Source organism: Gilvibacter sp. CC01 (genome assembly GCF_055755295.1).
In genome coordinates, this window is record NZ_CM146909.1 from 1,099,095 (window position 1) to 1,120,292 (window position 21,198).

Consider the following 21,198-nt stretch of genomic DNA (forward strand, 5'->3'; position numbering starts at 1 on the left):
GCATTTAATCTTTGATCTTGGCCAGACTACCTTGTCTTATATTGTTGAGTTTAAGGTCTTCTAATACGCTAACGGCTTCTTCTACATAGATATCGCTTCTAAGGTTCTTGTGCCAGCGCTGTCTGTTTTGGCCCAAGGTAGAATCTATTTCGATCAATCCCAACTCTTTTGGCAAAGACTTGAAGTTTAGACCAGATTGGTAATCTTCTAAGACATCGAAGCGTTTGGCATAATCCTCACGATCTTTGATGGCCTGAGTGTAAGCCTCCAAATTCAAGGAGACCACGTTCTCATCTTGGCGCTGTTTGATCCACTTAGCGTTCTCTTCGATCAGCTTGAGCTCGGCACTTTTAGCCATGCGCTCGTTAGATCTTTTAATGGTAGACTCATAATCGATATAGCCATCATAAGGCGAATAGTTCGCCGGAGTGATCTTGTCGTAGGGCAGCGGATTGTCATACTCCTTCTCGCCTATGTCCAAATAAGCGTAACGCCCTGGCATAACAACATCACTCTTTACTCCCTCCAATTGGGTAGAACCACCATTAACACGATAATACTTTTGAGTGGTAAGCTTTAAAGCTCCCATATCGCCCATATCGTTGTTGCGCAACCATTGGTTTAGATCAAGTAGGTTCTGAACCGTACCCTTACCGTAGGTTTGTTTACTTCCGATAATAACTGCACGCTTGTAATCTTGCATGGCAGCAGCCAAGATCTCTGAGGCCGATGCAGAAGCATCGTTCACCAAAATAACTAGCGGCCCATCCCAAACGATCTCGCTATCGCGATCTGAAAGCACTTCCTTGCGCTTACCATTAGAGGCAACCTGAACTACTGGTCCTTCTTTAATGAACAGACCTGCAATGTCTACTGCGGTTCTCAAAGAACCACCGCCATTATTTCTAAGGTCCAGCACAAGGCCTTCCATTCCTTGTTGTTTGAGCTCTAGGATCTCCTTTTTTACATCGGCAGCGGCATTGCGCTCCTCATAATCTTGCATGGTAAAATAGAAAGCTGGCAAGTTGATGAGTCCGAATTTGCGATCTTCCTTTTCAATGATCGCAGATTTAGCATAGGTCTCCCCGATCTCTACCACATCTCTGGTAATGGTTTCTTCTTCTATGGTCCCGTCTACACGCTTAATGGTGAGTGTAACCTGCGTGCCTTTCGGACCTTTAATCAGTTTTACCGCGTCGTCTACACGCATACCCACAATACTTGTAGGGTCGGTCTCGTCTTCTTGTCTTACTTTTAAGATAACATCTCCAACCTCGATATGTTCTCCACGCCAAGCCGGACCTCCACTAATTACTTCTACAACTTTGATGTAATCGCTCTGCTTTTGTAAGCGCGCCCCAATACCTTCTAAACGCCCAGACATTTGCAGGTCGAATCGATCTCTGTCTGGCGGTGCAAAATAGTTGGTGTGCGGATCGAACTGAGTTACCACCGAGTTCAAGAAAACGGCGAAATAGTCTTTGCGCTCCAAGTCGTTTACAAAGCTGTAGTTGTCGTTAAAGCTGTTCAGTGTAGTCTCACGAGCATCGGCTTCTAACTGGGCTTTGGTCTTAGGTGTATAATCTTCCTCGTTCTCTACTTTGAACAAGTTGTCTTCGATATTATCGTAATAGGTAGAAAGCGTGGTGTATTTGAGTTGCTTTCTCCAACGATCCTTAAGTTCTTTCTTGTTGCTGGCATAAGGCAGATTCTCATAGTCCACGTTGATCTCCTCAGTCACAGAAAAATCAAAAGGCTTATCTAATATCTCCGGATAATAGGTTTGCGCTTCTTTAATGCGCTGGTCCAATCTGGAGTAAACCAAATTGAAGAAATCCAGTTCTTTGGCCAATAATTGGTCGTCTATGGACGTCTTGTATTGTTCAAACTCGGCAATATCAGACGCTAGAAAATAACGCTTGATAGGATCTACATTGTTTATAAAGTCCTTGTAAACCGCCTCTGAGAAGCTATCGTCAAATTGTTTGGCATCGTAATGCCCCTTTTCCAACACATAGGTTATCAGGTCAATGAGGAGTTTATCTTTATCGGGATCTTCAAAACTTTTAGTGGTAAAACTGCAAGATGCGGCGGCTACAAATACGGCCAACATAAGCAGTTTGAAATTCTTTTTCATTAATCGCATTACATCATCTTTTATAAGCTCTCTAAATTATAGAAAAAACCGTGCCATTCCGCAGGGTGGGTACTAATTTTTTGTTAAACCAAAATCGGGCATAAAAGCAGTTAAAATGCTTAATTTAGCAAGGACTAAACAAGGATCGAATCTGTTATCGATCGCTGCGGATTTATGAAACAACGAATACTTAAAGGCCTGCTGGCCGGGCTTGCCTGTAATACCATTGGAGTGCTTCTTTGCGTGTTTATTATTGCTCAGGTAAAAGGCCGTGGCTTTGTGTCAACTTTTAATGTTTTTTGGAATAGCGATGCCTTTTGGATGATCTTAGCCTTGGGTGCACTACCCAACCTTTTACTTTTCTTTTGGTTGCTTAAGCGCAACAAAGAGTACGAGGCCCGAGGTGTGGTCATGGCCACTTTCATCACCGCGATCACAACATATATTCTTTATTTTATAGCCTAGCCGATGAAGTATTATATCATTGCCGGAGAAGCTTCAGGAGACCTACACGGCTCCAACCTGATCAAGGCGCTTAAGAAAGAAGATCCCCAAGCAGAGATTCGATGTTGGGGCGGAGATCTAATGCAAGCCCAAGGCGCAACGGTGGTGAAACACATTAAAGAATTGGCTTTTATGGGCTTTATAGAAGTAGTTGCCAACCTGGGCACTATTTTAAAGAACATTAAATTCTGCAAACAAGACATAGCGGCATTTGCTCCAGATGTGCTGATCTTTATAGACTATCCCGGGTTCAATTTTAGAATTGCCGAGTGGGCAAAAAAAGAAGGTTATCCGACACACTATTACATTTCACCGCAGCTTTGGGCTTGGAAAGAAGGCCGCATCAAAAAGGTAAAACGCGATGTAGACGCCATGTATGTGATCTTGCCTTTTGAAAAAGAATTCTACGAAGAAAAGCACAATTTCTCGGTCGAATTTGTTGGCCATCCGCTTTTGGACGCGATTGCCAATAGGCCAGTGATAGACCCTAAAAAATTCCGACAGGAACATCAATTAGACGAGCGGCCTATCGTTGCGCTCTTACCGGGCAGTCGCAAGCAAGAGATCACCACCATGCTCGATGTAATGCTGGATATGGTACCCAAATACCCAGACCACCAATTTGTAATTGCTGGTGCTCCAAGTCAAGAGACCAGCTTTTACGAACAGATCGTAAAGGGTAGAAAGGCGAGTTTTATTCAAAACAAGACCTACGACCTTCTCAGTGTGTCCGATGCAGCTTTGGTCACCTCCGGGACCGCTACCTTAGAGACGGCCCTGTTTAAAATCCCCCAAGTTGTCTGTTACAAAGGCAGTTGGATCTCATATCAAATTGCCAAGCGTCTTATAAAGCTCAATTATATCTCCTTGGTTAATCTCATATTGGATAAGCCAGCCGTAACGGAACTCATTCAAGGAGAATTCAACACTAAAAAATTACAACAGGAGCTAGACAAGATCCTAGATCCTGAGCACAGGAAAATGCTCTTTTTAGATTACTTCGCTTTAGAGAAAAAGCTGGGAGGAACAGGGGCAAGCGCTAAAACAGCTGCTTTGATTTATGAATCTATTGCATAAATTTTAGTAAGTTTAAGCAGCCCAAATCTTAAACCTTACATGAAAAAACTATACTTCCTGCCACTTTTTGTGCTCCTTATTGCCTGTGGACCTAAACCTAATTCGGGGAACTCCACAGCTTCCAGAACCTATACCAAGACCTCTAAAACAACTAATAAAGCCAAGCAAATTGTCGATTATGCCTTGAGTTTTCAAGGCGTGCGCTACCGCTATGGAGGTACTACCCGCTCTGGAATGGATTGCTCCGGATTGATCTTTAAGTCCTTTGATCAGGTGGGTTTGCAGCTACCAAGGATTTCTAGAGACATGGCAAAAAGGGGTGTTTCTATCTCTCTGGCAGAGATAAGCCCGGGAGACCTGCTCTTTTTTAAGACCGATAAGAGCAGCCGACAGATCAATCATGTGGGTCTTATAGTTTCCAGTAGTGGTGGGGATGTTGAATTCATCCACGCGACCACCTCCAAAGGGGTGATTGTTTCTCGTTTAACGGAAAACTATTGGCGAAAGGCCTTTGTCGGTGCCAGACGCGTGTTATAAATCCTTAACTTTTAAGCTTCGTAACACACTTCCCATAAAAGCATATCGGTATGGGATTTGTAGAATTTCCTCTGGTCCGTTTGGGCCTGGTCTTGTTGTTGGGTATTTATGCTGGACCCTCGAGCCCATTCTCCTTTGACCTACTTCTTGAGGTAGTATGCTACTGTGTTCTTCTGCTGCTATTCATGTGTTTTGTTCCTTTGGGAGTTCCAAGTAAAACCTACCTCTTCTCTGTGCTAGCTTACGGTACTTGCTTTTGCTGCGGAGCCCTTCTTATCCAGGCTAAAGAACAGCGTTTTAATCTGGAACAGGAGCAACTCGCTCACAAGGTAGCAACTAGCAAGACGCTGAGGTTTCAGATAATCAGTCAAGGCAATGAGACAGCTTACCATGTTAAGTACGAAGCTAAACTGCTCGATAAAGAACACAGCAGACTACGCTTTTTGGTTCGCGTGAAAAAAGACAGTAGTTGCCATTACCTCAAAATTGGAAGCAGCTGGGACACTAATGCCAAGCTGACAAAAATAGCTTCAGCGAAGAACCCCGGAAGTTTCGATTATGCCAAATACATGAAATACCAAGGTATAGGGCTTAATTGGAGTGGCGCTGCGAAAAGCCTAAAACCCTTGTATAAAATTCCTTTGACTTGGCATGAACGTCCTGCCCTTTGGCAAGCACAGGCTAGCGAAACTTTAAACAAGTATTTACAGCATCAAGAAAATTTTGAGCTATTGGCCGCCTTACTTTTAGGCAATAAAAGTCAGCTCGACCCAGAAACCAAGCAGCAATTCGCCACTGCCGGTATCATGCATTTACTCGCTGTATCTGGCTTACATTTAGGGATAGTGCTGTTATTTACACGCCAGGTACTCAACTTCCTTAATCGTTTCAAATACGGGAATAAGCTAATTTTTCTTTTGACCATACTGAGCATTTGGACCTTTGCCCTATTAACAGGAGCGAGCGTTTCTGTGTTACGTGCCGCCACCATGTTTAGCTGCATCCTCTTTGGCAGAACATTTTTAGCTCGCGGTCACAGTATGAATTCACTCTTTGTTTCTCTTTGGATCTTATTGCTGATCGATCCCTTCTTTGCCTTCCAATTAGGGTTTGAGCTCAGTTATATGGCTGTTTTCTTTATCCTCTGGCTTATGCCGGTATGGAATGCGCAAGCTCCAAAAACAAAAGGCGTAAAGAAGCTTTGGCAACTCTGCGGAGTCAGCCTAGTTGCCCAAGGCGGGACAGCGCCTTTAAGCCTGTATTACTTTCATCAGTTCCCCTTGTATTTCCTATTGTCGAATTTGATAGTACTTCCCTTTGTTGGACTGCTTCTAGTTTATGGAATTATAAGCTTGATCGCAGTAATGCTTTGGCCACAGGCCGAACTGCTTTTTATTCCCTTAGAATTCGCTGTGGATCTATTGCGAACCTTGACCAAATACATCAGTGAGCTGCCAGAGGCAAACTTGGCATTTCCGAGCTTTGGGGTTGCTGTTCTTTTGACCTTTCTTTGGAGTAGTTTTTTAGTTGGATGGACCTATTTAAAACAGCCTTTACGCCTATTTCCTTTATTATTTTCTCTGTGTATTGGGTTAGGTGTTCTAATACGAATACAACAAGCTGAAAAAACCTCAGCTCTAATTATTAGCCAACAATTTGGACGCACAGAGCTTTGGCAGCGCAAAGGCAAGCAGCTAGTTGTTTATCAAAGCGACAGCTTGGAAGCCAATTACGGTCGTAGTGCCTATGTGCAAGCAGAAAACATTACTCGACTACAAGAGTTATCAACGCCAAATTTGTTCTGTTATGAAGGTCGACGGATACTAATTATAGATGGTAGTTATACTGCGGAATTGAATTTGGAACCTATTGATGTATTTCTGCTGACCAACAACGCCAAAATTCACTTAGAACGTTGGATAAACCGGTACCACCCTAAGCTGATCATAGCAGATGGCAGTTCTTTCAACAGCTCCAAACAGCGATGGCTAGCTACTGCTAAAAAAGAAAGGCTCCCTTTCTACGACACTTCGCAACAGGGAGCCTTTGTATTTGAGTAATGGAAAATTTTGCTAAATAAATACTACTCAAATTTACCTTTAAAGTTGTTTTGATAAGCTTCCCAAGCTTCCACAGTGGTGAGTTCCTTGTAATCGTCATTGGCTATCATTTTCAGATAGATCTCGATTTGTTTTGGCGATCGATATCCAGGAAGTGCTTGTATTAATGTGCCGTCTTCTTCAAAGAATACGATACTCGGATATCCTTGTAAACGCAAGGCATCTGCAAAGAAGTGAGTAGCGTTTCTGCCGCGACGGCCTTCTTGATAATTCGGGTTGGTATAAACAAAGCCTTGATAGTCTATAGGCTCTGTTCCTTCTGCATTGAATTTTACCGGGTAGAAATTCTTATTGATGAATCGAGCCACTTTTTTGTTACCAAAAGTATTTCTATCCATCAACTTACAGGGACCACACCAATTGGTGTAAACGTCCATAAAGATCTTTTTAGGTTCTTGCTTTTGAGCGGCTAAGGCTTCGTTCATGGTCATCCATTGGATTTCATTCTGAGCCAGACCGGTCAAAGTCAGCATAAGCAGTAGCAAGGTCAAGTAATTTCTCATCACACAATCATTTTTCTTTCAGTCGCAAAACTTGGGGTGCATTTCAAAAATAGCAAAAAGCGTTCCGTTTTAAGGGAACGCTTTTTTCATTTATGTATTGTTTAACAGGACCTAGCGGATGCCGTGCATCATGCGAACCAAGGTCTTGTTAAGGATAAGCATAATAATACCTGCTGCAAACGGGATAAGGGTAAAGATCAAGAAGAAGGTACTCATCCCGTACTCTTCTACTATAGGATCAATGTAAGAACCTGTAACCCCAGCAGTAAGGTTAGCGATAAAGTTCGCCACAAACCAAACTCCGAACATCATCCCCACAAGTTTCAGCGGCGCTAATTTACTTACATATGACAAGCCCACTGGAGAGATACACAATTCTCCCAAAGTGTGAAAAAGATATGCCAACACTAAGAAAATCATGCTCACAGAAGCCGTTTTAGCTCCTAATGGAATACCCATGGAACCGAAAGAAAGAATAGCGAAACCTAGTCCGAGCAAAATAAGACCGATAGCAAATTTCACAGGTCCTGACGGATTGTACTTACTAGTCCATATCTTGGAGAATAAAGGTGCAAAGGCAATGATAAAGAAGGAATTCAAGATTCCAAACCAGGACGCTTTTACCTCCGCGATATCTTTAGAGAATTCCAAGTTCAACATCCAGATGATGATCCCCCAAATGATGACAAAACTGGTTCCCAAGAAAATATTGGAGACCGCATACTTCTGAAAGGTTTGCTTAAAAAGCAAGTAAAGTACATATGTAATGATCATCATCGGCACCACGGTTAGCAAAGCATTCACGATCTTAAAGGTCATGGCTCCACTGCCCTCCAATACGCGATCGGTATAATCCGCAGCAAAAATGGTCATTGAACCACCAGCCTGTTCAAAGGCCCACCAGAAGAATACCGTAAAGAAAGCAAATACACCTATCACCTTCAAGCGATCTGAAACCACTTTAGATTTTGTGGCTTCGTCCATAACATCTTCTACAGCATCTTTGGTGTCTTCTAGTGCATCTTCTACAACATCGTCCAGATCATCGGATTGATTAGGCCTCAAACCGATATTGCCAAAGATCTTCTGTGCAAAATAGAACTGCAGCATTCCGAAGAACATAAAGATTCCTGCCAATCCGAATCCGTAATGCCAACCTACAGTTTCACCTATATAACCACAAAGCAAGATCCCTAAGAAAGCTCCAGCGTTGATTCCCATGTAGAAAATGGTATAACCGGCATCTTTTTCTTTCCCTTGAGACTTATATAACTGTCCTACCATAGAAGAGATATTCGGCTTAAAGAGTCCGTTACCAATGATCAAAAGTCCCAGACCTGCATAAAAGAACAAATCTGCAGTAACCTCCAAGGCCATAGATGCGTGACCCAAGGTCATCAACAAGGCACCGAGTACCACTGCATTGCGATAGCCCATGATCTTATCGGCAATGAAACCACCTATGATGGGGGTAATGTATACCAGTCCAGTATACCATCCATAAAGCAATAATGCTTCTGAGCGCTCCCAACCCCAGCCACCTTCGCCTAAGATCGCTGCTGTTAAGAACAGAACGAGCAAAGCGCGCATGCCGTAATAAGAAAATCGTTCCCACATCTCTGTAAAGAACAACACAAACAGACCAGAAGGATGTCCTAAGACTGTTCTTTGGTTGGTTTCCGAGCCTCCAAATTTAAATTCCATAAATCTCGATTTAGTTAGTTTTCGTTTATAGGTTTTCCAAAATGAAGTTGGTCATTTTGGTGTATAGGTGCAGGCGAGTGTTCCCGCCATAAATGCCGTGATTCTTGTCTGGGTACATGGCCCAATCGAATTGTTTATTTGCCTGTACTAAGGCTTCAACCAGACGTGTAGAGTTCTGCACATGAACGTTGTCATCCGCCGTTCCGTGTACCAAAAGGAAGTCTCCCTTTAATTTGTCTACATGTGTTATCGGTGAGTTATTGTCGTAGCCTCCCGGGTTTTCCTGCGGAGTGCTCATATAACGTTCGGTGTAAATGGTATCGTAAAAACGCCAGCTTCCAACAGGAGCTACCGCTATGGCCATACTAAAGGTATCCGCACCTTGGAACAGGCAATTGGCAGACATGAATCCTCCGTAACTCCAACCCCAAATACCAATACGATCTCCATCTATATACGGCAGTTCGGCCAATTTTTGTGCAGCACCGATCTGGTCTTGCACTTCGTATTTTCCAAGTTCCAATTGGGTCACTTTCTTAAAGTCGCGACCTTTTAGTCCGGTTCCGCGGCCGTCTACACAAACTACTATGATGTCTTGTTGCGCCAGCATTTGGTGCCAGTAGTCGTTAGAACCACCCCAACGATCCGCCACATTTTGAGAGCCCGGTCCAGAGTACTGGTACATAAAGAGCGGGTATTTTTTGTTCGGATCAAAGTCAGCGGGTTTGATCATATACATATTGAGCTCATTCCCATTGACCTCAATAGAAGAAAACTCCTTTTCAGACATATCATAGGCAAGCAGTTTTGTTCTGAGTTCTGTATTGTTCAAGATCTCACGGACCTTCTCTCCGTCCAAAGCGTTGTGCAAGGTATACACAGGCGGCACCATGGCACTGGAAAAAGTATTTATAAAATAGCTAAAGTCCGCAGAAAACGACGCTGAATTCGTCCCAGGACGCTTGGTGAGTTGCACCTTGTTCTCGCCACTAGGCAAAATGGAATACACATCGCGATAAATACTCCCGCGCTCCGAGCTCTGATAATAGATACGCCCTGTCTTAGTGTCGAATCCGTAATAACGGGTCACCTCCCAATCGCCATCGGTAACTTGATTGAGTAGCTTTCCGTTCTTGTCGTAGTGATATATATGATTCCAACCGTCTTTCTCACTGGTCCAGATAAAACTGTTATTGGCCAAAAAGGTCAGGTTATCGGTTATATCAACATAGGCGTTGTCTGTGTCTTGTAAAACCAATTTACTGCTGTTGCTCTGTGCATCTACAAAGACTATATCTACCGTGTTCTGTTTTCTATTGGTCAATTGAACCGAAAGCACATTTGGGTCTTTGGTCCACTTTATGCGAGGAATATAGTAGGAGTTATATGCAGTCAGGTCCACGTCTGACTTTTTTCCGGAAGCCAGTTCGTAAAGATGTAAGCTTACGGTTGCATTCTGTTCGCCTGCCTTGGGATATTTAAAGACCTGTTGGGTCTGGTAGAGGTCCTTGCCGTATACATCCATAGAGAATTCAGGAACCTGAGTCTCATCAAAACGAATATAGGCAATATGCGTACCCGCAGCGTTCCAATCGAAAGCGCGAACAAAGCCAAATTCTTCCTCGTATACCCAATCTGTGATTCCATTGATTATACGGTTCTTTTTTCCGTCTGTGGTCACCTCTGTGGTAGTTCCGGAAGCCAGATCGCGAACGTAAATATTGTTGTTGTAGCCATAGGCGACCTTAGAACCGTCCGGACTAAAGGTCGGCTCTTGGATAGGCATATCGGCAACCAATTCCAAAGATTCAGAATCCAGATCGTAAACGTAGTAAGTTCCTAGGGTAGATCTTCTGTAAATAGATTGCAGCTGTGTAGCGATCAGCATTTTAGATTCGTCATCGCTTAGTTCGTAGCTGATAATGTAGTCAATACCGTCCAAAGACTGGGTATTAACCAAGGTTCTCACCTTTTCTGAGGTAGCGTAATCGTATACATCAACGGTAGAAGCACGTGCCTTACGGTCGTAATTGAGCACTACATATTCCTTGCCGTTATCAAGCGATTGCAGGCGATCCATATACTGGGTTCGGAATTCTCCTTGCCAGATGTCTTCTAAGGTTATTTGTTTTTTTTGTGCAATACCAAGGGAGGCGCAAAGAAAGAAAACGCCCAAGATCCATTTTGAACCCTGCATAGTCTAAGGGAGTTAAAAAATTGTAAGGCCAAGTTTACTAAAAATTCATCAAAAAAGGGGCTGTTTTGGTGTTAAATACACACAAAACCCGCTATTTTTCTGCGAGTCCTCCATTTTCAAAATAGTATATTTGCAATGGATTTATTTAGCACTCATGAGTACTCCGATCTCTGGCTTTTCCAAGTTGAGCAAAAGCCAAAAAATCAGCTGGTTGGCTGAAAACTATTTTAACGATGTCCAAGCCGGAATTCGCGTTTTACAGCAATACTGGAACAGCGACCAAAAACTCCAGCAACTCCACGACGAATTCATAGAGAACACTATCTCCAATTATTATTTACCCCTGGGTGTAGCCCCTAACTTTGCCATTAATGGTAAGATGTACGCTATTCCGATGGCTATAGAAGAGAGTTCGGTAGTGGCCGCGGCGAGTAATGCAGCTAAATTTTGGTTGGACAAAGGCGGCTTTAAGGCAAAAGTTATTTCGTCTGTAAAGAACGGACAGGTTCACCTTAATTTTTACGGCGACAGTAACCGTTTAGAAGCGTTTTTTGATGAAGTAAAGCCCACCCTGCTTGCGGACTGTGAGTCCATAACCACAAATATGCGCAAACGCGGCGGAGGAATCTTAGATCTGGAACTCCGCGACAAGACACAAGAGCTAGCGGGCTATTATCAGTTGCACGCCACTTTTGAGACCTTGGACGCCATGGGCGCTAATTTTATAAATAGTTGTTTGGAACAATTCGCAAGTTCGTTACTCCGAGAAGCAGCTAAATCTACGCTTATCACAGAAGAAGATCAGCTAGAAGTAGTTATGAGCATACTGTCTAACTATGTACCGGAGTGTATCGTACGGGCAGAAGTGAGTTGTCCGGTAGATGAATTAGCACAGGCCGGCATGAGTGGTCAGGAATTTGCCACCAAGTTTGCTAGAGCCGTTCAAATAGCCCAGACAGAAGTCCGCAGAGCCGTGACACACAACAAAGGTATCATGAATGGTATAGACGCAGTAGTTTTGGCTACTGGAAATGATTTTAGAGCAGTAGAGGCCGGCGTACATGCCTACGCAAGTAAAGATGGTCATTACCGCAGTCTTACCCATGCAGCAGTGTCCGACGGTGTATTTCGTTTTTGGATAGAGATTCCATTGGCCATAGGAACAGTAGGAGGCTTAACCAAGCTGCATCCGCTGGTTAAACTTTGTTTTGAGATGCTGGGCAATCCAGGAGCCAAAGAACTTATGCAGATCATGGCCGTTGCCGGTTTAGCACAGAATTTCGCTGCGCTCCGATCGCTTACTACCACCGGCATTCAAAAGGGACATATGAAAATGCACCTGATGAATATTCTAAACCAATTAGAAGCGACTCCTCATGAAAAAGAAGCTGCCATAGAACACTTTAAAGCCAATACGGTGAGCCACGCTGCCGCCGTGAGTTTTTTAGAAAGTCTACGCCCATAAAGATGGAAAGGTCCTTCCACAGCAACGGAAAACTACTACTCACTGGAGAATATTTAGTACTCGACGGTGCCGAGGCCCTTGCAGTGCCCACACAAAAAGGTCAAGAACTACGCGTTAAAGCCACAGGAAATCACGGCTTGCAATGGAGCAGTTATGATCATGAAGGTGCCTTGTGGTTTACTGCGGATTTTGATCTGGCGCGTTTATCTGAGCCTATTGCAAATGACCCTATAAAAGAGCAGCTTCGACAACTACTCAACAGCTGTTTGGACTTAAACCCACAATTTGCACTCGAACTAAAAAGCACTGAGGCTACCACCCATTTGGAATTTCCTCGAGAATGGGGCTTGGGCAGTTCTTCTACCTTGATCAACAACCTGGCCCAGTGGGCAGAGGTAGATCCCTTCGCGCTTTTAGATGCCGCCTTTGGGGGTAGCGGCTACGATATTGCTTGCGCTTACAGTACAGGGCCAATTCGCTATCAGAAACGCAGTTCAGAAGAGCGCTTGGTAACGCCAATAAGTTTGGATTGGCCTTTTGCAGATCGGCTGTATTTTGTCTATCTGAATCAGAAAATGAACAGCAAGCTAGGTATTGCGGGTTACCGCAGCAAGTCCAAGCCTAGTGCAAAGATCTTTGAGATAGTTAATGGTCTTGGGGAGCAACTCATCCTTACGCGCAGTAAAGATGAATTTGACTCCCTAATGCTCCAGCATGAAGAACTCATTGCCCAAGTAATAGACCAGCCGAGAATCCAATCGGAACTGTTTCCTGATTATCAGGCGGGAATCATTAAAAGCTTAGGGGCTTGGGGCGGCGATTTTGTGCTTGTTAGCGGAGACGATACTACGGCCTCTTACTTCAGTTCAAGAGGCTATAAAACAATTATACCCTTTAACGAAATGGTCATAAAAAAACCCCGAAGCTAAGCCTCAGGGTTTTTTTATAAATATGTTTTTCTACTAGTAGAAAGTAGCTCGGTTATCTTCAATATCCGCAGCTTTCTTAAGAGCGTTGTAAGCGTTTACAGCATCACTTGTACCTTGAGCCTGACGCGCTCTTGCAACAAAAGCACTGTAATCTTCTAGCTCAGGAGCAATGTTCTTAGCTGTTAGACGCACTACGTATACTCCGTTATTACCATCTATAGGACCAGATACTTCTCCTGGCTTTAAACCAAAGGCTGCTCCTACTACTTTAGGTTCTGTAGCAGCTCCAGCGATAGTTGGAGACTTTCTGTTTATGGCCTGCGCCGTTTGAACGGTTTGGGATTGACTTTGTGCGATCTCTTCTAGGGTAGAACCACTTAATTGCTCGCGGATCATTTTTGCCTTCTTCTGCTTACGCAAGATAGGAGTCACAATGGCAGAACCTTCTGCATTGCTCATCAAAGCCTTTTCTAGATTTCTGCGAACCAATTGTACAACAGCGAAACCATCGCCAACGTCAAAACGCTTAATGTCTCCAACAGCAGTTTCTTCGTTAAAGGCCCAATTCACCAAGGTGCGCTGTGATCCTAAGCCAGAGATGTTCTCGTCTAGCTCACCCACTGCATTAACCGGACGTACTCCGTAAGCTCCCTCTTGTGCAACAGCGGCAAAATCGCCTTTTTCTGCAGCCAATTGGAAAGTGGTTGCATCGGTAAAGAGGTTATTGATAGTCTCTTGAGAAGCGCGTAATGACTTGGCTACAGTAGCTAGTTTCACAGCTTCTTGTGGATTCTTCTGATCTAAGACCTCTATAATGTGGTAACCAAAATCAGATTTAACTACGCCTAAGCTTCCAACTTCTTCTTCGAAAGTGAAATCGCGGAAGGCAGGAACCATACGGTTGTACGGATACCAGTCATAAAGTCCACCACGTTCGATAGAACCTTGATCTGAACTAAAAGCAGAAACCAATTCTTCGAACTTAGAACGATCAGTTTTAAGCACTGTCAACAAGCTGTCTGCCGTTGTTTTGGCCTGAGCTTCAGAGCGCAATACATTGTCTGTTGGGTTAGTACCAACAGGAATCAAAATGTGACGTGCTTTAACTGAATCTGGCAACATGCGCTTAGCTTCAATACGAGTAGCCATAATATATCCACGCTCCTTGTACGGCCCGTAAATATCACCTTCGTTTCGGCTAAAGATAGAATCTGCAATGCTAGCAGGCACTTGTCCTTTGAACAAGAAACGATCACTGTAAGGAATCTCAGATTGGCTGTTCACCAAAGCGGCTAGGTCTGTCGTAGTTGCTAAACCGTTAATGGTGTCGTTGATAAGGTCATTGATCTCTTGAGTAGTCGCTAGTTCGTCTGCTGCGGATGCGTTACCGGCAAACAGAACATATTGTACATCTACACGTGGATCTACAGTAAAACGCTCTTGGTGATCGCGCATGTATGCTTCGATCTCAGCGTCTGTTACTACAGCTTGGTCGTCTGGAATGCTTCCGTAAGGAATCTGCACGTATTGGATATCTACCTTGTCGTTCTCTAGGTGATACTCCCATTTTCCATCTATTGCAGATGGGCTAGCACTTCCTTGAACCATATTCAAATAAGCCTGTTGTAGCGCCTGAGAAACTACCTCGTTCTCTGTGGCAAGCCACTGGGCGTAGGTCAGGTCATTTTCTTTTTGGAATCTGATGTGTTCTTCCAGTTTGGCATAATCAAAAACTCCGGCCTCGTTGAAGAAATCTGGTTGGTTTTGAAAAGCATCGGTTAGGGCTTTTTTGGTAAAGTTGGCCTCCGCAGTAAAACCTAAGTCTTCTAACTTGCCTTCTAAGATGGCCTTGCGAACCTGCTGTTCCCAAACGATATTGCGAACCTGAGACTGACTGGCAGCTCCTCCGTATTGTCTGGACTGCGCCTCTACAAGGTTGTTGAATGCCACACGGTCTATATCTGTTCCGTTTACAGTAGCGACGTTGCTCTCCACTCCGCCTCCTTTAAGACCGCCATTGTCAATGATACCAGAGATCACAAATGCAAACAAGGCCATCGCGATAATGATGATCAAAAAGATACCTCGTTTACGAATACTATTTAAAATTGCCATTTTACTCGAAAATTTATAGGGTGCGAAAGTACTGTTTTTGGTCGATTAATAAAAGTATGAATCCCTAAAATTCACTGCTTTTTGACCAAAAATTAGTCTTCTTCTAAACGTTTGATTTCGACCAGTTCTATTTTGGTATTGGACACCTCTAAGATATCTACCTTGAACTGCTCTATTTGCAGGCTGTCTCCCTGCTGCGGAATTCCCTCGGTGAAGTAAACGATCATGCCCCCTAGGGTTTCGTAATCGTCGTGCTCTGGTAAGCCCAGTTTGTGAGTTTCGTTAATATAATCCACCTCTAAACGGGCAGAGAATCTGTAGTGGTCTTCTGTAAGCACCTCTTCGTGCAGATCGTCACTGTCGTGTTCGTCTTGGATCTCTCCAAAGAGCTCCTCTACAATATCCTCCACGGTCATCATACCAGAAGTACCTCCGTATTCGTCCAAGACCACGGCTATACTTTTGCGCTTTTTAGTAAGGATATTGAGCACATCTTTAACCAACATAGTTTCTGGAACAAAGACCACCGGCATTAGTACTTTTTTGATGTTCTGCGGCTTTTTAAAAAGATCAAAGGAATGCACATAGCCGACTATATTATCTATGTTCTCCTTGTAGATCAGGATCTTGGAAAAGCCAGTATTGATAAATGTTTCTCTTAGATCGGCCGTAGCGGTGCTGATATCTACCGCTTCCATTTCCGTACGCGGCACCATGACCTCTCTAGATTTTACTTCGGAAAAGTCCAAGGCGTTCTGAAAGATCTGTATCTCGGTGTCTATGTCGTCATCGTCATGAGCGATCTCCATTTGCTCAGAGATATAATTTCCCAACTCGGTCTTAGAAAAGCTCAATTGTACTGCGTCGCCCTCTGTCTTAAAAATATACTTTAAGACCAGGTCAGAGATCCAAATGACAAATTCAGAAATCACCGAAAAGAGCAAATAAAAGATATAGGCTGGCAAAGCAAAAAGCTTGACAAAGGTATTGGCATACACCTGAAAGAACACTTTTGGTAAAAACTCTGCAGTAATCAAAATGACAATAGTAGAGACCAAGGTATGTAAGAGCAGTTTTCCTGGACCCTCAACCGGTAGCAGTTGTACCAGTAGATCACCCATATAAAACCCATAGACCACCAAGGCAATATTATTGCCTACCAACATGGTAGCGATAAATTTAGAAGGTCTTTTGGTAATGCGCTTGAGCAAACCGGCCATGAGGTCGTTCTGCTTCTTCTCTATCTCTATATGAATTTTGTTGGATGAGATATAGGCGATCTCCATTCCGGAAAAGAAAGCCGAAAGCAAGATCGAAACCAGAATAATCAGTAGGGTGATCTCCATTATTGATTGCGCTTGTGATCTTCCATCTTACGCCTGAACTTGCGTCTGAAGAAGAACATAAACACAGCCACTACAGCGAACATGGCAAAAAGATAGGCACGACCTCTGTCGACCTCCCAATTAGCGATCACCAAATAAATGGAGAAAGCGGCCATGGCCAAGTATACATATTCAAAAAGCTGAAAAAGTTTAGATCCCATCGTCTGTTTGCGGGTTTTCGTTCTCTATTAATTGTACGCCTGTGTTCTTACGTGATAGAAAGGTCGTGAAATCTTTGTTAGAATCAAAACTACTGCCGTCGTTATAAGAACCGTCATTGAATTTAATGCGATACGGGCGGTCTGAGAAGATCCAATTGTCGTTCTGATCCCAATAGACCTGATCTGCCAAAAGCTGGGTGCTGTCTGCCGTAATTAGCACCACGTTGCCTCTTAGATCTACCAGCCCTGTCTGATCATAGCGAATGGCGTAGTCTGCCGTAATGGTGCTCTTTTTATCATCTTCGTAAAAGTAGACGGTCACGCCTTCTGGAAACTCCGAATAGGAAAAACTGCGGTTGCTAAAATCTAAGAATTTTGGAGCCAATAAGTTGGCCACCACCATGCCAGAATCGGTATGAATGGCATTGGCGTTCTCTCCTATACCTACCGGATCATCACTGGCCAGATTTATGTTCCTGACCTTATCGAAGTCTTCCTGACATGAAAAAAGCGCGATCACAGCCAAAACTGCGATCACGCCTCTTAATCTTTTATTTTTCAAAGACATCCTTATAGACTAGGAACCTTAACAGATCCACCCATCCAGCATCCGAAAGAGATGGTCTCTCCTGCACGACCGCTGGTAAAGATATCTTGCTTGCTCGGTGCACGTCCTTGGTAAGAAGATGCAGTTGCATTTGCTGTTCCGGCCAATGAACCGTCTACACGTCCGGCTTTACGAGCCATTTCTGCAGCCTTCCAGTACACAGCACGCTTAGAGAATACATCTGTACCACAGTTGTTAGCACTGTCTGCATACATCTTGGCGATTCGCAGGTAGCAGATTCCCATAGATGGCTTAACATCTAAGGCCTTGTTGTAGTAGCTTCTCGCTTGTCCGTAGCTTCCTTTCTTGCGGAAGTTCTCTGCGATCTGATAGTACACTTTGGCTTGATCACTCGGATTGGTCTCTAGCTCCGCAGACTGGTTGTAGTAGTCTAGGGCCTGAGAGTTGTTACCGTCTTTCTCAGCAAGCTTTCCAAGGTAGAAGGCAGACTTTGCAGAAGGCTCCAAGTTGTGCAGCTGCTGCACCAAACGGAAGAAGATGTCTCCGTCGTTACAGTCCTTAGCACTCAAACGACCAGCAGCAACGCGTACCCATTTGATATCTCCTTTGCGCTCTTCGAATTGCTTCTCATATAGTGGCACAAGGTTCTCACAATCTGCACGCTGTCCTAATAAGGTGTTGATAGATCCTTTGATCTTTCCGTAGCTATCAGAGTTCTTACTAGCTGCGTTTAGTTTTTTAGATTCTTTAGAAGTGATAGTTCCAGCTTCTTCTTTCTCGCTTAGCGTAGAAATGATCTTAGCCATATCACTTTCTTTACCTTCGATCTTAGAGATCAATAGGTCGTATAGTTCAAAGTAGTCTTCCAAAGGCATTTGGTTCGCATCTACCAAGTCTGTTGCCAGGTTGAAGTAGATGTACAATTGCTTCGGAGAGGTGAAGTTATCCGGATCTTCTTTTTGTGCAGCATCGAATGCCTTGAACTGCTCCATGGTAGAGCCCATTTTATTGTCGTACTTAAGCTGTGCGATGTCTCCCATTACATCACCTTTTTTGGTTTTAGATGGAAAATGCGTCATACGCTCTTCGTACAATTTCATTAGATCGTTCACATCCGCAGTCTTATTGACTCCTTTTTTGATACGATCCTTAAGAAGCTTTTCACCTAGTTGATAAAGGGCCAAACTCCATTTTGGACAATCCTTACGCAATTGCATAAAAGGCTCGTAAGCGGCATCGTAGTTTCCAACTTTGGCACTTTCATAAAATACGGATCCAGTAGTGGCGCATTCCTCTGCACTTAGCTGTGCGTTTAAGCTCAAGCTACTCATAGTTAATAACGCTACAAGCGCCACAGTTAATCTTGTTTTCATCGCTCTTTTATTTCTCTGGTTAATCATATTTTCTCTTAATGAACCACTTATCGTTCAAAGATAAGCTAATAAACACATTTACGAAATTTTCTTGGACCAATTGAAAGTCGGTTGTTCCGCGGCTTCCAAGCTCTACTCCGAGGTTTATATTCGAAATACGACGTCCAACTGGGAACCCTAATCCAAAAGACATGCCAAACTCATTGATGGATTCTCCAGAAACTAGGATTCCTGTATCCTCAAAGCGCAATCCAGCGCGGTAAGTGATTCGGCTCCAGTAACTTGTAAGTGAATTGTATTTTGGCAGGTAGAATCCTCCCAAGCGAACCTTGGTAGCATCTTCGTAAGTGATATTCGGCAAGTCAAAACTTCTGTTGGTCAAAACACTAGTACCCTGGCTGATGTATTCTCCTCCAACGAACCATTTATTCTTTTCTCCCATTCCAAGCCCAAAACTCAAGCGGCTCGGAAATTCTATCTCAGAGTCCTGTACAGTAACTTCGGTGATCTCTGCACCTCCGATACCTCCAGTCTCTGTTACCAATACCGTTGCGATCTCTCTAAAGTTCGATACGGTAAGATCGCTGCTTGGTATATAGGTCATACTAGCTTGAAGTTCTAGTTTTTCAGATAAGGCCTTGGTATAATGTGCCCCCAAGACAAAGTTGAGTCCTGAGATATCTGAACGGTTAACTTCTTGCGTACCGAATTGAATATCGTCGTCGTTAAAAAGCCCTTGGTTTCTAATGTTTCCAAAGTTGTATTGGGCTTCAAGCCCTATGTTCAAGCCGTCGAATAGGTTGTATCCAAGCCCTAGGTATACTTTGGTCAAACCTCCGGTACCTGTAAATCGAGTTAGCTGACCATCTACGCTGTTTTCCAGATCATAACCTACTGCACTGTAAGGGTACAATCCAAAACTGGCACCGAAGCGCCCGGCTGGAATCCCAACGATCACATAGTCTAAAGACGTGATCTGTGTTTTTTCTTTGGCACCGCCTTCTTCTAAATTCGTGCTGTTGAACTGACCTCCAACCGAATAATTGGTGTATCGCAGGTTGGCATAAGAGGCAGGATTCATCACATTGGTGTGAATGCTATCTGAAAAAACACTCATCCCTCCCATGGATTCCAGGTCTACTGTTCCGCGGAACTTAATAAGTCCAATTCCACCAAAAGAATAAGGAGAAGCGGTGTTATTTTGTGCAACTGCACTAAAGCTAAGCAGCAAACAAACTGCCAATACTAAGCATCTATTCATGTAAAGCATTCAATTCGAGAAGGAAGTCAAGACCTTCTAACAAAAAATTTGAGTTGGCAAATATGCCATTTTTTAAGTGATCTCGCAAAATTTGAGCATCTCCTCCTGTTAAAATCACTGTTAAATCGTCAAAGCGAGCTTTAGACTCGTCTATTGCCCCGTCCAATTCGTGAATTAGGCCTCTAAATGCGCCCGCGTGCATGGCGTTGGCTGTGGAGTCTCCCTGGTAGCTTTCGATTTGCTGCGGATCTAATAACGGCAAATTGGCCGTGAAGTGATGCATGGCCTCATAACGCATCCTTAGCCCAGGAGAAATAGCTCCTCCACGATAACTGCCATCTGATTCCAGAAGATCGAAGGTCACACAGGTACCTGCGTCAATAACTAAGCAATTCTGCCCTGGAAAATGCTTAGCAGCCGCGGCAACTAAGGCAATTCTGTCTAAGCCTAGTGTCTCTGGCGTGGCATACAAATTCTTAAAAGGCAATAGCAGACGATGGCTCAGGGGAATAAGTGCCAAGGCCTGATTGAGACCGTTGTAAAGTGCATCGGGGATATGACCAGTGGCAGAGAGTATGGCCTTTTCTAACTCCGGATACTGCTCCAATAGCTGCTCTAACTGTTGGGATTCTGTTCCTGCTTCGCTGTATTTGAGCTCCTGCAGGATGCCGTCTTTAAATACCGCAAACTTGGTTCTGGTGTTGCCTATGTCTACAATAAGATTCATTGTGAGGACTAATGGCGGTAAATGTACAATTCTGATACAGAACCAACTGTTAATCCCATGCTAAAAACGGCAAGCCGTTTTCTCCAATTTTTTTAACTTTATGTTTTGTGTAAACCAAATAAGGATTATATTTGCCTCCGCTTTTAGCGATGGTACCTTAGCTCAGTTGGTAGAGCAACGGACTGAAAATCCGTGTGTCCCTGGTTCGATTCCTGGAGGTACCACAACAAGCGCAAAACCCACTCCAATTGGAGTGGGTTTTTTTATGCTCGCACGCGCCGCAAGCTCGCTTGCGTAAGCGGAAGAGTATAAAAAACTCAACGCCGAAGGCGGTGGAGTTTTGCATTTGCAAAAGAGGTAACAATGGAACTTTGAGCGATAGCTCAAAGAATCCTGGAGCAATATTTCTAGTTAGCACCAGACAGAGTCTGGCGC

The 21,198-nt window shown here is 43.8% G+C and carries 17 protein-coding genes and 1 tRNA gene; 7 read left to right on the forward strand and 11 right to left on the reverse strand.

Annotation, left to right across the window (positions count from 1 at the left end; all coding sequences use genetic code 11):
* Positions 1–4 precede the first annotated feature (4 nt).
* Positions 5–2,146 (reverse strand): carboxy terminal-processing peptidase, encoded by a 2,142-nt coding sequence (locus tag AC0J2F_RS05235; protein ID WP_473009143.1) that lies wholly within the window; start codon positions 2,144–2,146, stop codon positions 5–7.
* 165 nt (positions 2,147–2,311) lie between these two features.
* Between AC0J2F_RS05235 and AC0J2F_RS05240 the strand changes: the two genes are divergently transcribed.
* Genes AC0J2F_RS05240 through AC0J2F_RS05255 form a run of 4 tightly spaced genes read left to right on the forward strand, consistent with a single transcriptional unit; the run spans position 2,312 to position 6,315 of the window.
* Entirely contained in the window at positions 2,312–2,602 is a 291-nt protein-coding gene (locus AC0J2F_RS05240; RefSeq protein WP_087524411.1) for a hypothetical protein, read from the forward strand.
* A gap of 3 nt (positions 2,603–2,605) precedes the next feature.
* Complete coding sequence (gene lpxB / locus AC0J2F_RS05245; protein ID WP_473009144.1) at positions 2,606–3,718, forward strand: lipid-A-disaccharide synthase; 1,113 nt, start codon at positions 2,606–2,608, stop codon at positions 3,716–3,718.
* Between the two features lie 39 nt (positions 3,719–3,757).
* Positions 3,758–4,255, forward strand: a complete 498-nt coding sequence (locus tag AC0J2F_RS05250) for a C40 family peptidase (RefSeq protein ID WP_473009145.1) — start codon at positions 3,758–3,760, stop codon at positions 4,253–4,255.
* Between the two features lie 50 nt (positions 4,256–4,305).
* Positions 4,306–6,315, forward strand: a complete 2,010-nt coding sequence (locus AC0J2F_RS05255; protein WP_473009146.1) for a ComEC/Rec2 family competence protein — start codon at positions 4,306–4,308, stop codon at positions 6,313–6,315.
* Positions 6,316–6,338: 23 nt separating this feature from the next.
* Here AC0J2F_RS05255 and AC0J2F_RS05260 read toward each other — a convergent pair whose 3' ends face one another.
* From AC0J2F_RS05260 to AC0J2F_RS05270, 3 genes are all read right to left on the reverse strand, one after another.
* A complete protein-coding gene (locus AC0J2F_RS05260; protein ID WP_473009147.1) occupies positions 6,339–6,878 on the reverse strand; it encodes a thioredoxin family protein in 540 nt (179 codons plus the stop codon).
* A gap of 111 nt (positions 6,879–6,989) precedes the next feature.
* Positions 6,990–8,582: a peptide MFS transporter gene (locus tag AC0J2F_RS05265; RefSeq protein WP_473009148.1), complete on the reverse strand. Its 1,593-nt coding sequence runs from the start codon at positions 8,580–8,582 to the stop codon at positions 6,990–6,992.
* 25 nt (positions 8,583–8,607) lie between these two features.
* Positions 8,608–10,779 (reverse strand): S9 family peptidase, encoded by a 2,172-nt coding sequence (locus AC0J2F_RS05270; protein ID WP_473009149.1) that lies wholly within the window; start codon positions 10,777–10,779, stop codon positions 8,608–8,610.
* Positions 10,780–10,933: 154 nt separating this feature from the next.
* Here AC0J2F_RS05270 and AC0J2F_RS05275 point away from each other — a divergent pair, with 154 nt between their 5' ends.
* A complete protein-coding gene (locus AC0J2F_RS05275; protein WP_374958386.1) occupies positions 10,934–12,244 on the forward strand; it encodes a hydroxymethylglutaryl-CoA reductase, degradative in 1,311 nt (436 codons plus the stop codon).
* Positions 12,245–12,246: 2 nt separating this feature from the next.
* Positions 12,247–13,173: a GYDIA family GHMP kinase gene (locus AC0J2F_RS05280; protein WP_473009150.1), complete on the forward strand. Its 927-nt coding sequence runs from the start codon at positions 12,247–12,249 to the stop codon at positions 13,171–13,173.
* Positions 13,174–13,206: 33 nt separating this feature from the next.
* Here AC0J2F_RS05280 and AC0J2F_RS05285 read toward each other — a convergent pair whose 3' ends face one another.
* From AC0J2F_RS05285 to AC0J2F_RS05315, 7 genes are all read right to left on the reverse strand, one after another.
* Entirely contained in the window at positions 13,207–15,288 is a 2,082-nt protein-coding gene (locus tag AC0J2F_RS05285) for a peptidylprolyl isomerase (RefSeq protein WP_473009151.1), read from the reverse strand.
* A 92-nt stretch (positions 15,289–15,380) separates the two neighbouring features.
* Complete coding sequence (locus tag AC0J2F_RS05290) at positions 15,381–16,634, reverse strand: hemolysin family protein (RefSeq protein WP_473009152.1); 1,254 nt, start codon at positions 16,632–16,634, stop codon at positions 15,381–15,383.
* On the reverse strand, positions 16,634–16,834 hold the full coding sequence (locus AC0J2F_RS05295) for a hypothetical protein (protein WP_087524400.1): 201 nt from the start codon (positions 16,832–16,834) through the stop codon (positions 16,634–16,636). Before AC0J2F_RS05295 ends, AC0J2F_RS05290 begins: the two co-directional genes overlap by 1 nt.
* Positions 16,824–17,396 carry an LPS export ABC transporter periplasmic protein LptC gene (gene lptC, locus AC0J2F_RS05300; RefSeq protein ID WP_473009153.1) on the reverse strand — a complete coding sequence of 191 codons (573 nt, stop codon included), beginning with the start codon at positions 17,394–17,396 and terminating at the stop codon, positions 16,824–16,826. The genes AC0J2F_RS05295 and lptC overlap by 11 nt, the downstream gene beginning before the upstream one ends.
* Positions 17,397–17,404: 8 nt before the next feature.
* Positions 17,405–18,775 (reverse strand): hypothetical protein, encoded by a 1,371-nt coding sequence (locus AC0J2F_RS05305; RefSeq protein ID WP_473009154.1) that lies wholly within the window; start codon positions 18,773–18,775, stop codon positions 17,405–17,407.
* A gap of 19 nt (positions 18,776–18,794) precedes the next feature.
* Positions 18,795–20,036: a hypothetical protein gene (locus AC0J2F_RS05310; protein ID WP_473009155.1), complete on the reverse strand. Its 1,242-nt coding sequence runs from the start codon at positions 20,034–20,036 to the stop codon at positions 18,795–18,797.
* Positions 20,029–20,763 carry a type III pantothenate kinase gene (locus AC0J2F_RS05315; RefSeq protein WP_473009156.1) on the reverse strand — a complete coding sequence of 245 codons (735 nt, stop codon included), beginning with the start codon at positions 20,761–20,763 and terminating at the stop codon, positions 20,029–20,031. Before AC0J2F_RS05315 ends, AC0J2F_RS05310 begins: the two co-directional genes overlap by 8 nt.
* 151 nt (positions 20,764–20,914) lie before the next feature.
* Between AC0J2F_RS05315 and AC0J2F_RS05320 the strand changes: the two genes are divergently transcribed.
* Positions 20,915–20,987, forward strand: a tRNA-Phe gene (locus AC0J2F_RS05320).
* The last annotated feature ends 211 nt before the right edge of the window (positions 20,988–21,198 follow it).

Bases quoted from the DNA above. Each gene is read 5' to 3' on its own strand.
- lpxB (WP_473009144.1), top strand. From the start codon at position 2,606: ATGAAGTATTATATCATTGCCGGAGAAGCTTCAGGAGACCTACACGGC.
- AC0J2F_RS05265 (WP_473009148.1), bottom strand. From the start codon at position 8,582: ATGGAATTTAAATTTGGAGGCTCGGAAACCAACCAAAGAACAGTCTTA.
- AC0J2F_RS05285 (WP_473009151.1), bottom strand. From the start codon at position 15,288: ATGGCAATTTTAAATAGTATTCGTAAACGAGGTATCTTTTTGATCATC.
- AC0J2F_RS05240 (WP_087524411.1), top strand. From the start codon at position 2,312: ATGAAACAACGAATACTTAAAGGCCTGCTGGCCGGGCTTGCCTGTAAT.
- AC0J2F_RS05305 (WP_473009154.1), bottom strand. From the start codon at position 18,775: ATGAAAACAAGATTAACTGTGGCGCTTGTAGCGTTATTAACTATGAGT.
- AC0J2F_RS05315 (WP_473009156.1), bottom strand. From the start codon at position 20,763: ATGAATCTTATTGTAGACATAGGCAACACCAGAACCAAGTTTGCGGTA.
- AC0J2F_RS05290 (WP_473009152.1), bottom strand. From the start codon at position 16,634: ATGGAGATCACCCTACTGATTATTCTGGTTTCGATCTTGCTTTCGGCT.
- AC0J2F_RS05250 (WP_473009145.1), top strand. From the start codon at position 3,758: ATGAAAAAACTATACTTCCTGCCACTTTTTGTGCTCCTTATTGCCTGT.
- AC0J2F_RS05275 (WP_374958386.1), top strand. From the start codon at position 10,934: ATGAGTACTCCGATCTCTGGCTTTTCCAAGTTGAGCAAAAGCCAAAAA.
- AC0J2F_RS05235 (WP_473009143.1), bottom strand. From the start codon at position 2,146: ATGCGATTAATGAAAAAGAATTTCAAACTGCTTATGTTGGCCGTATTT.
- AC0J2F_RS05295 (WP_087524400.1), bottom strand. From the start codon at position 16,834: ATGGGATCTAAACTTTTTCAGCTTTTTGAATATGTATACTTGGCCATG.
- AC0J2F_RS05280 (WP_473009150.1), top strand. From the start codon at position 12,247: ATGGAAAGGTCCTTCCACAGCAACGGAAAACTACTACTCACTGGAGAA.
- AC0J2F_RS05260 (WP_473009147.1), bottom strand. From the start codon at position 6,878: ATGAGAAATTACTTGACCTTGCTACTGCTTATGCTGACTTTGACCGGT.
- AC0J2F_RS05270 (WP_473009149.1), bottom strand. From the start codon at position 10,779: ATGCAGGGTTCAAAATGGATCTTGGGCGTTTTCTTTCTTTGCGCCTCC.
- AC0J2F_RS05310 (WP_473009155.1), bottom strand. From the start codon at position 20,036: ATGAATAGATGCTTAGTATTGGCAGTTTGTTTGCTGCTTAGCTTTAGT.
- AC0J2F_RS05255 (WP_473009146.1), top strand. From the start codon at position 4,306: ATGGGATTTGTAGAATTTCCTCTGGTCCGTTTGGGCCTGGTCTTGTTG.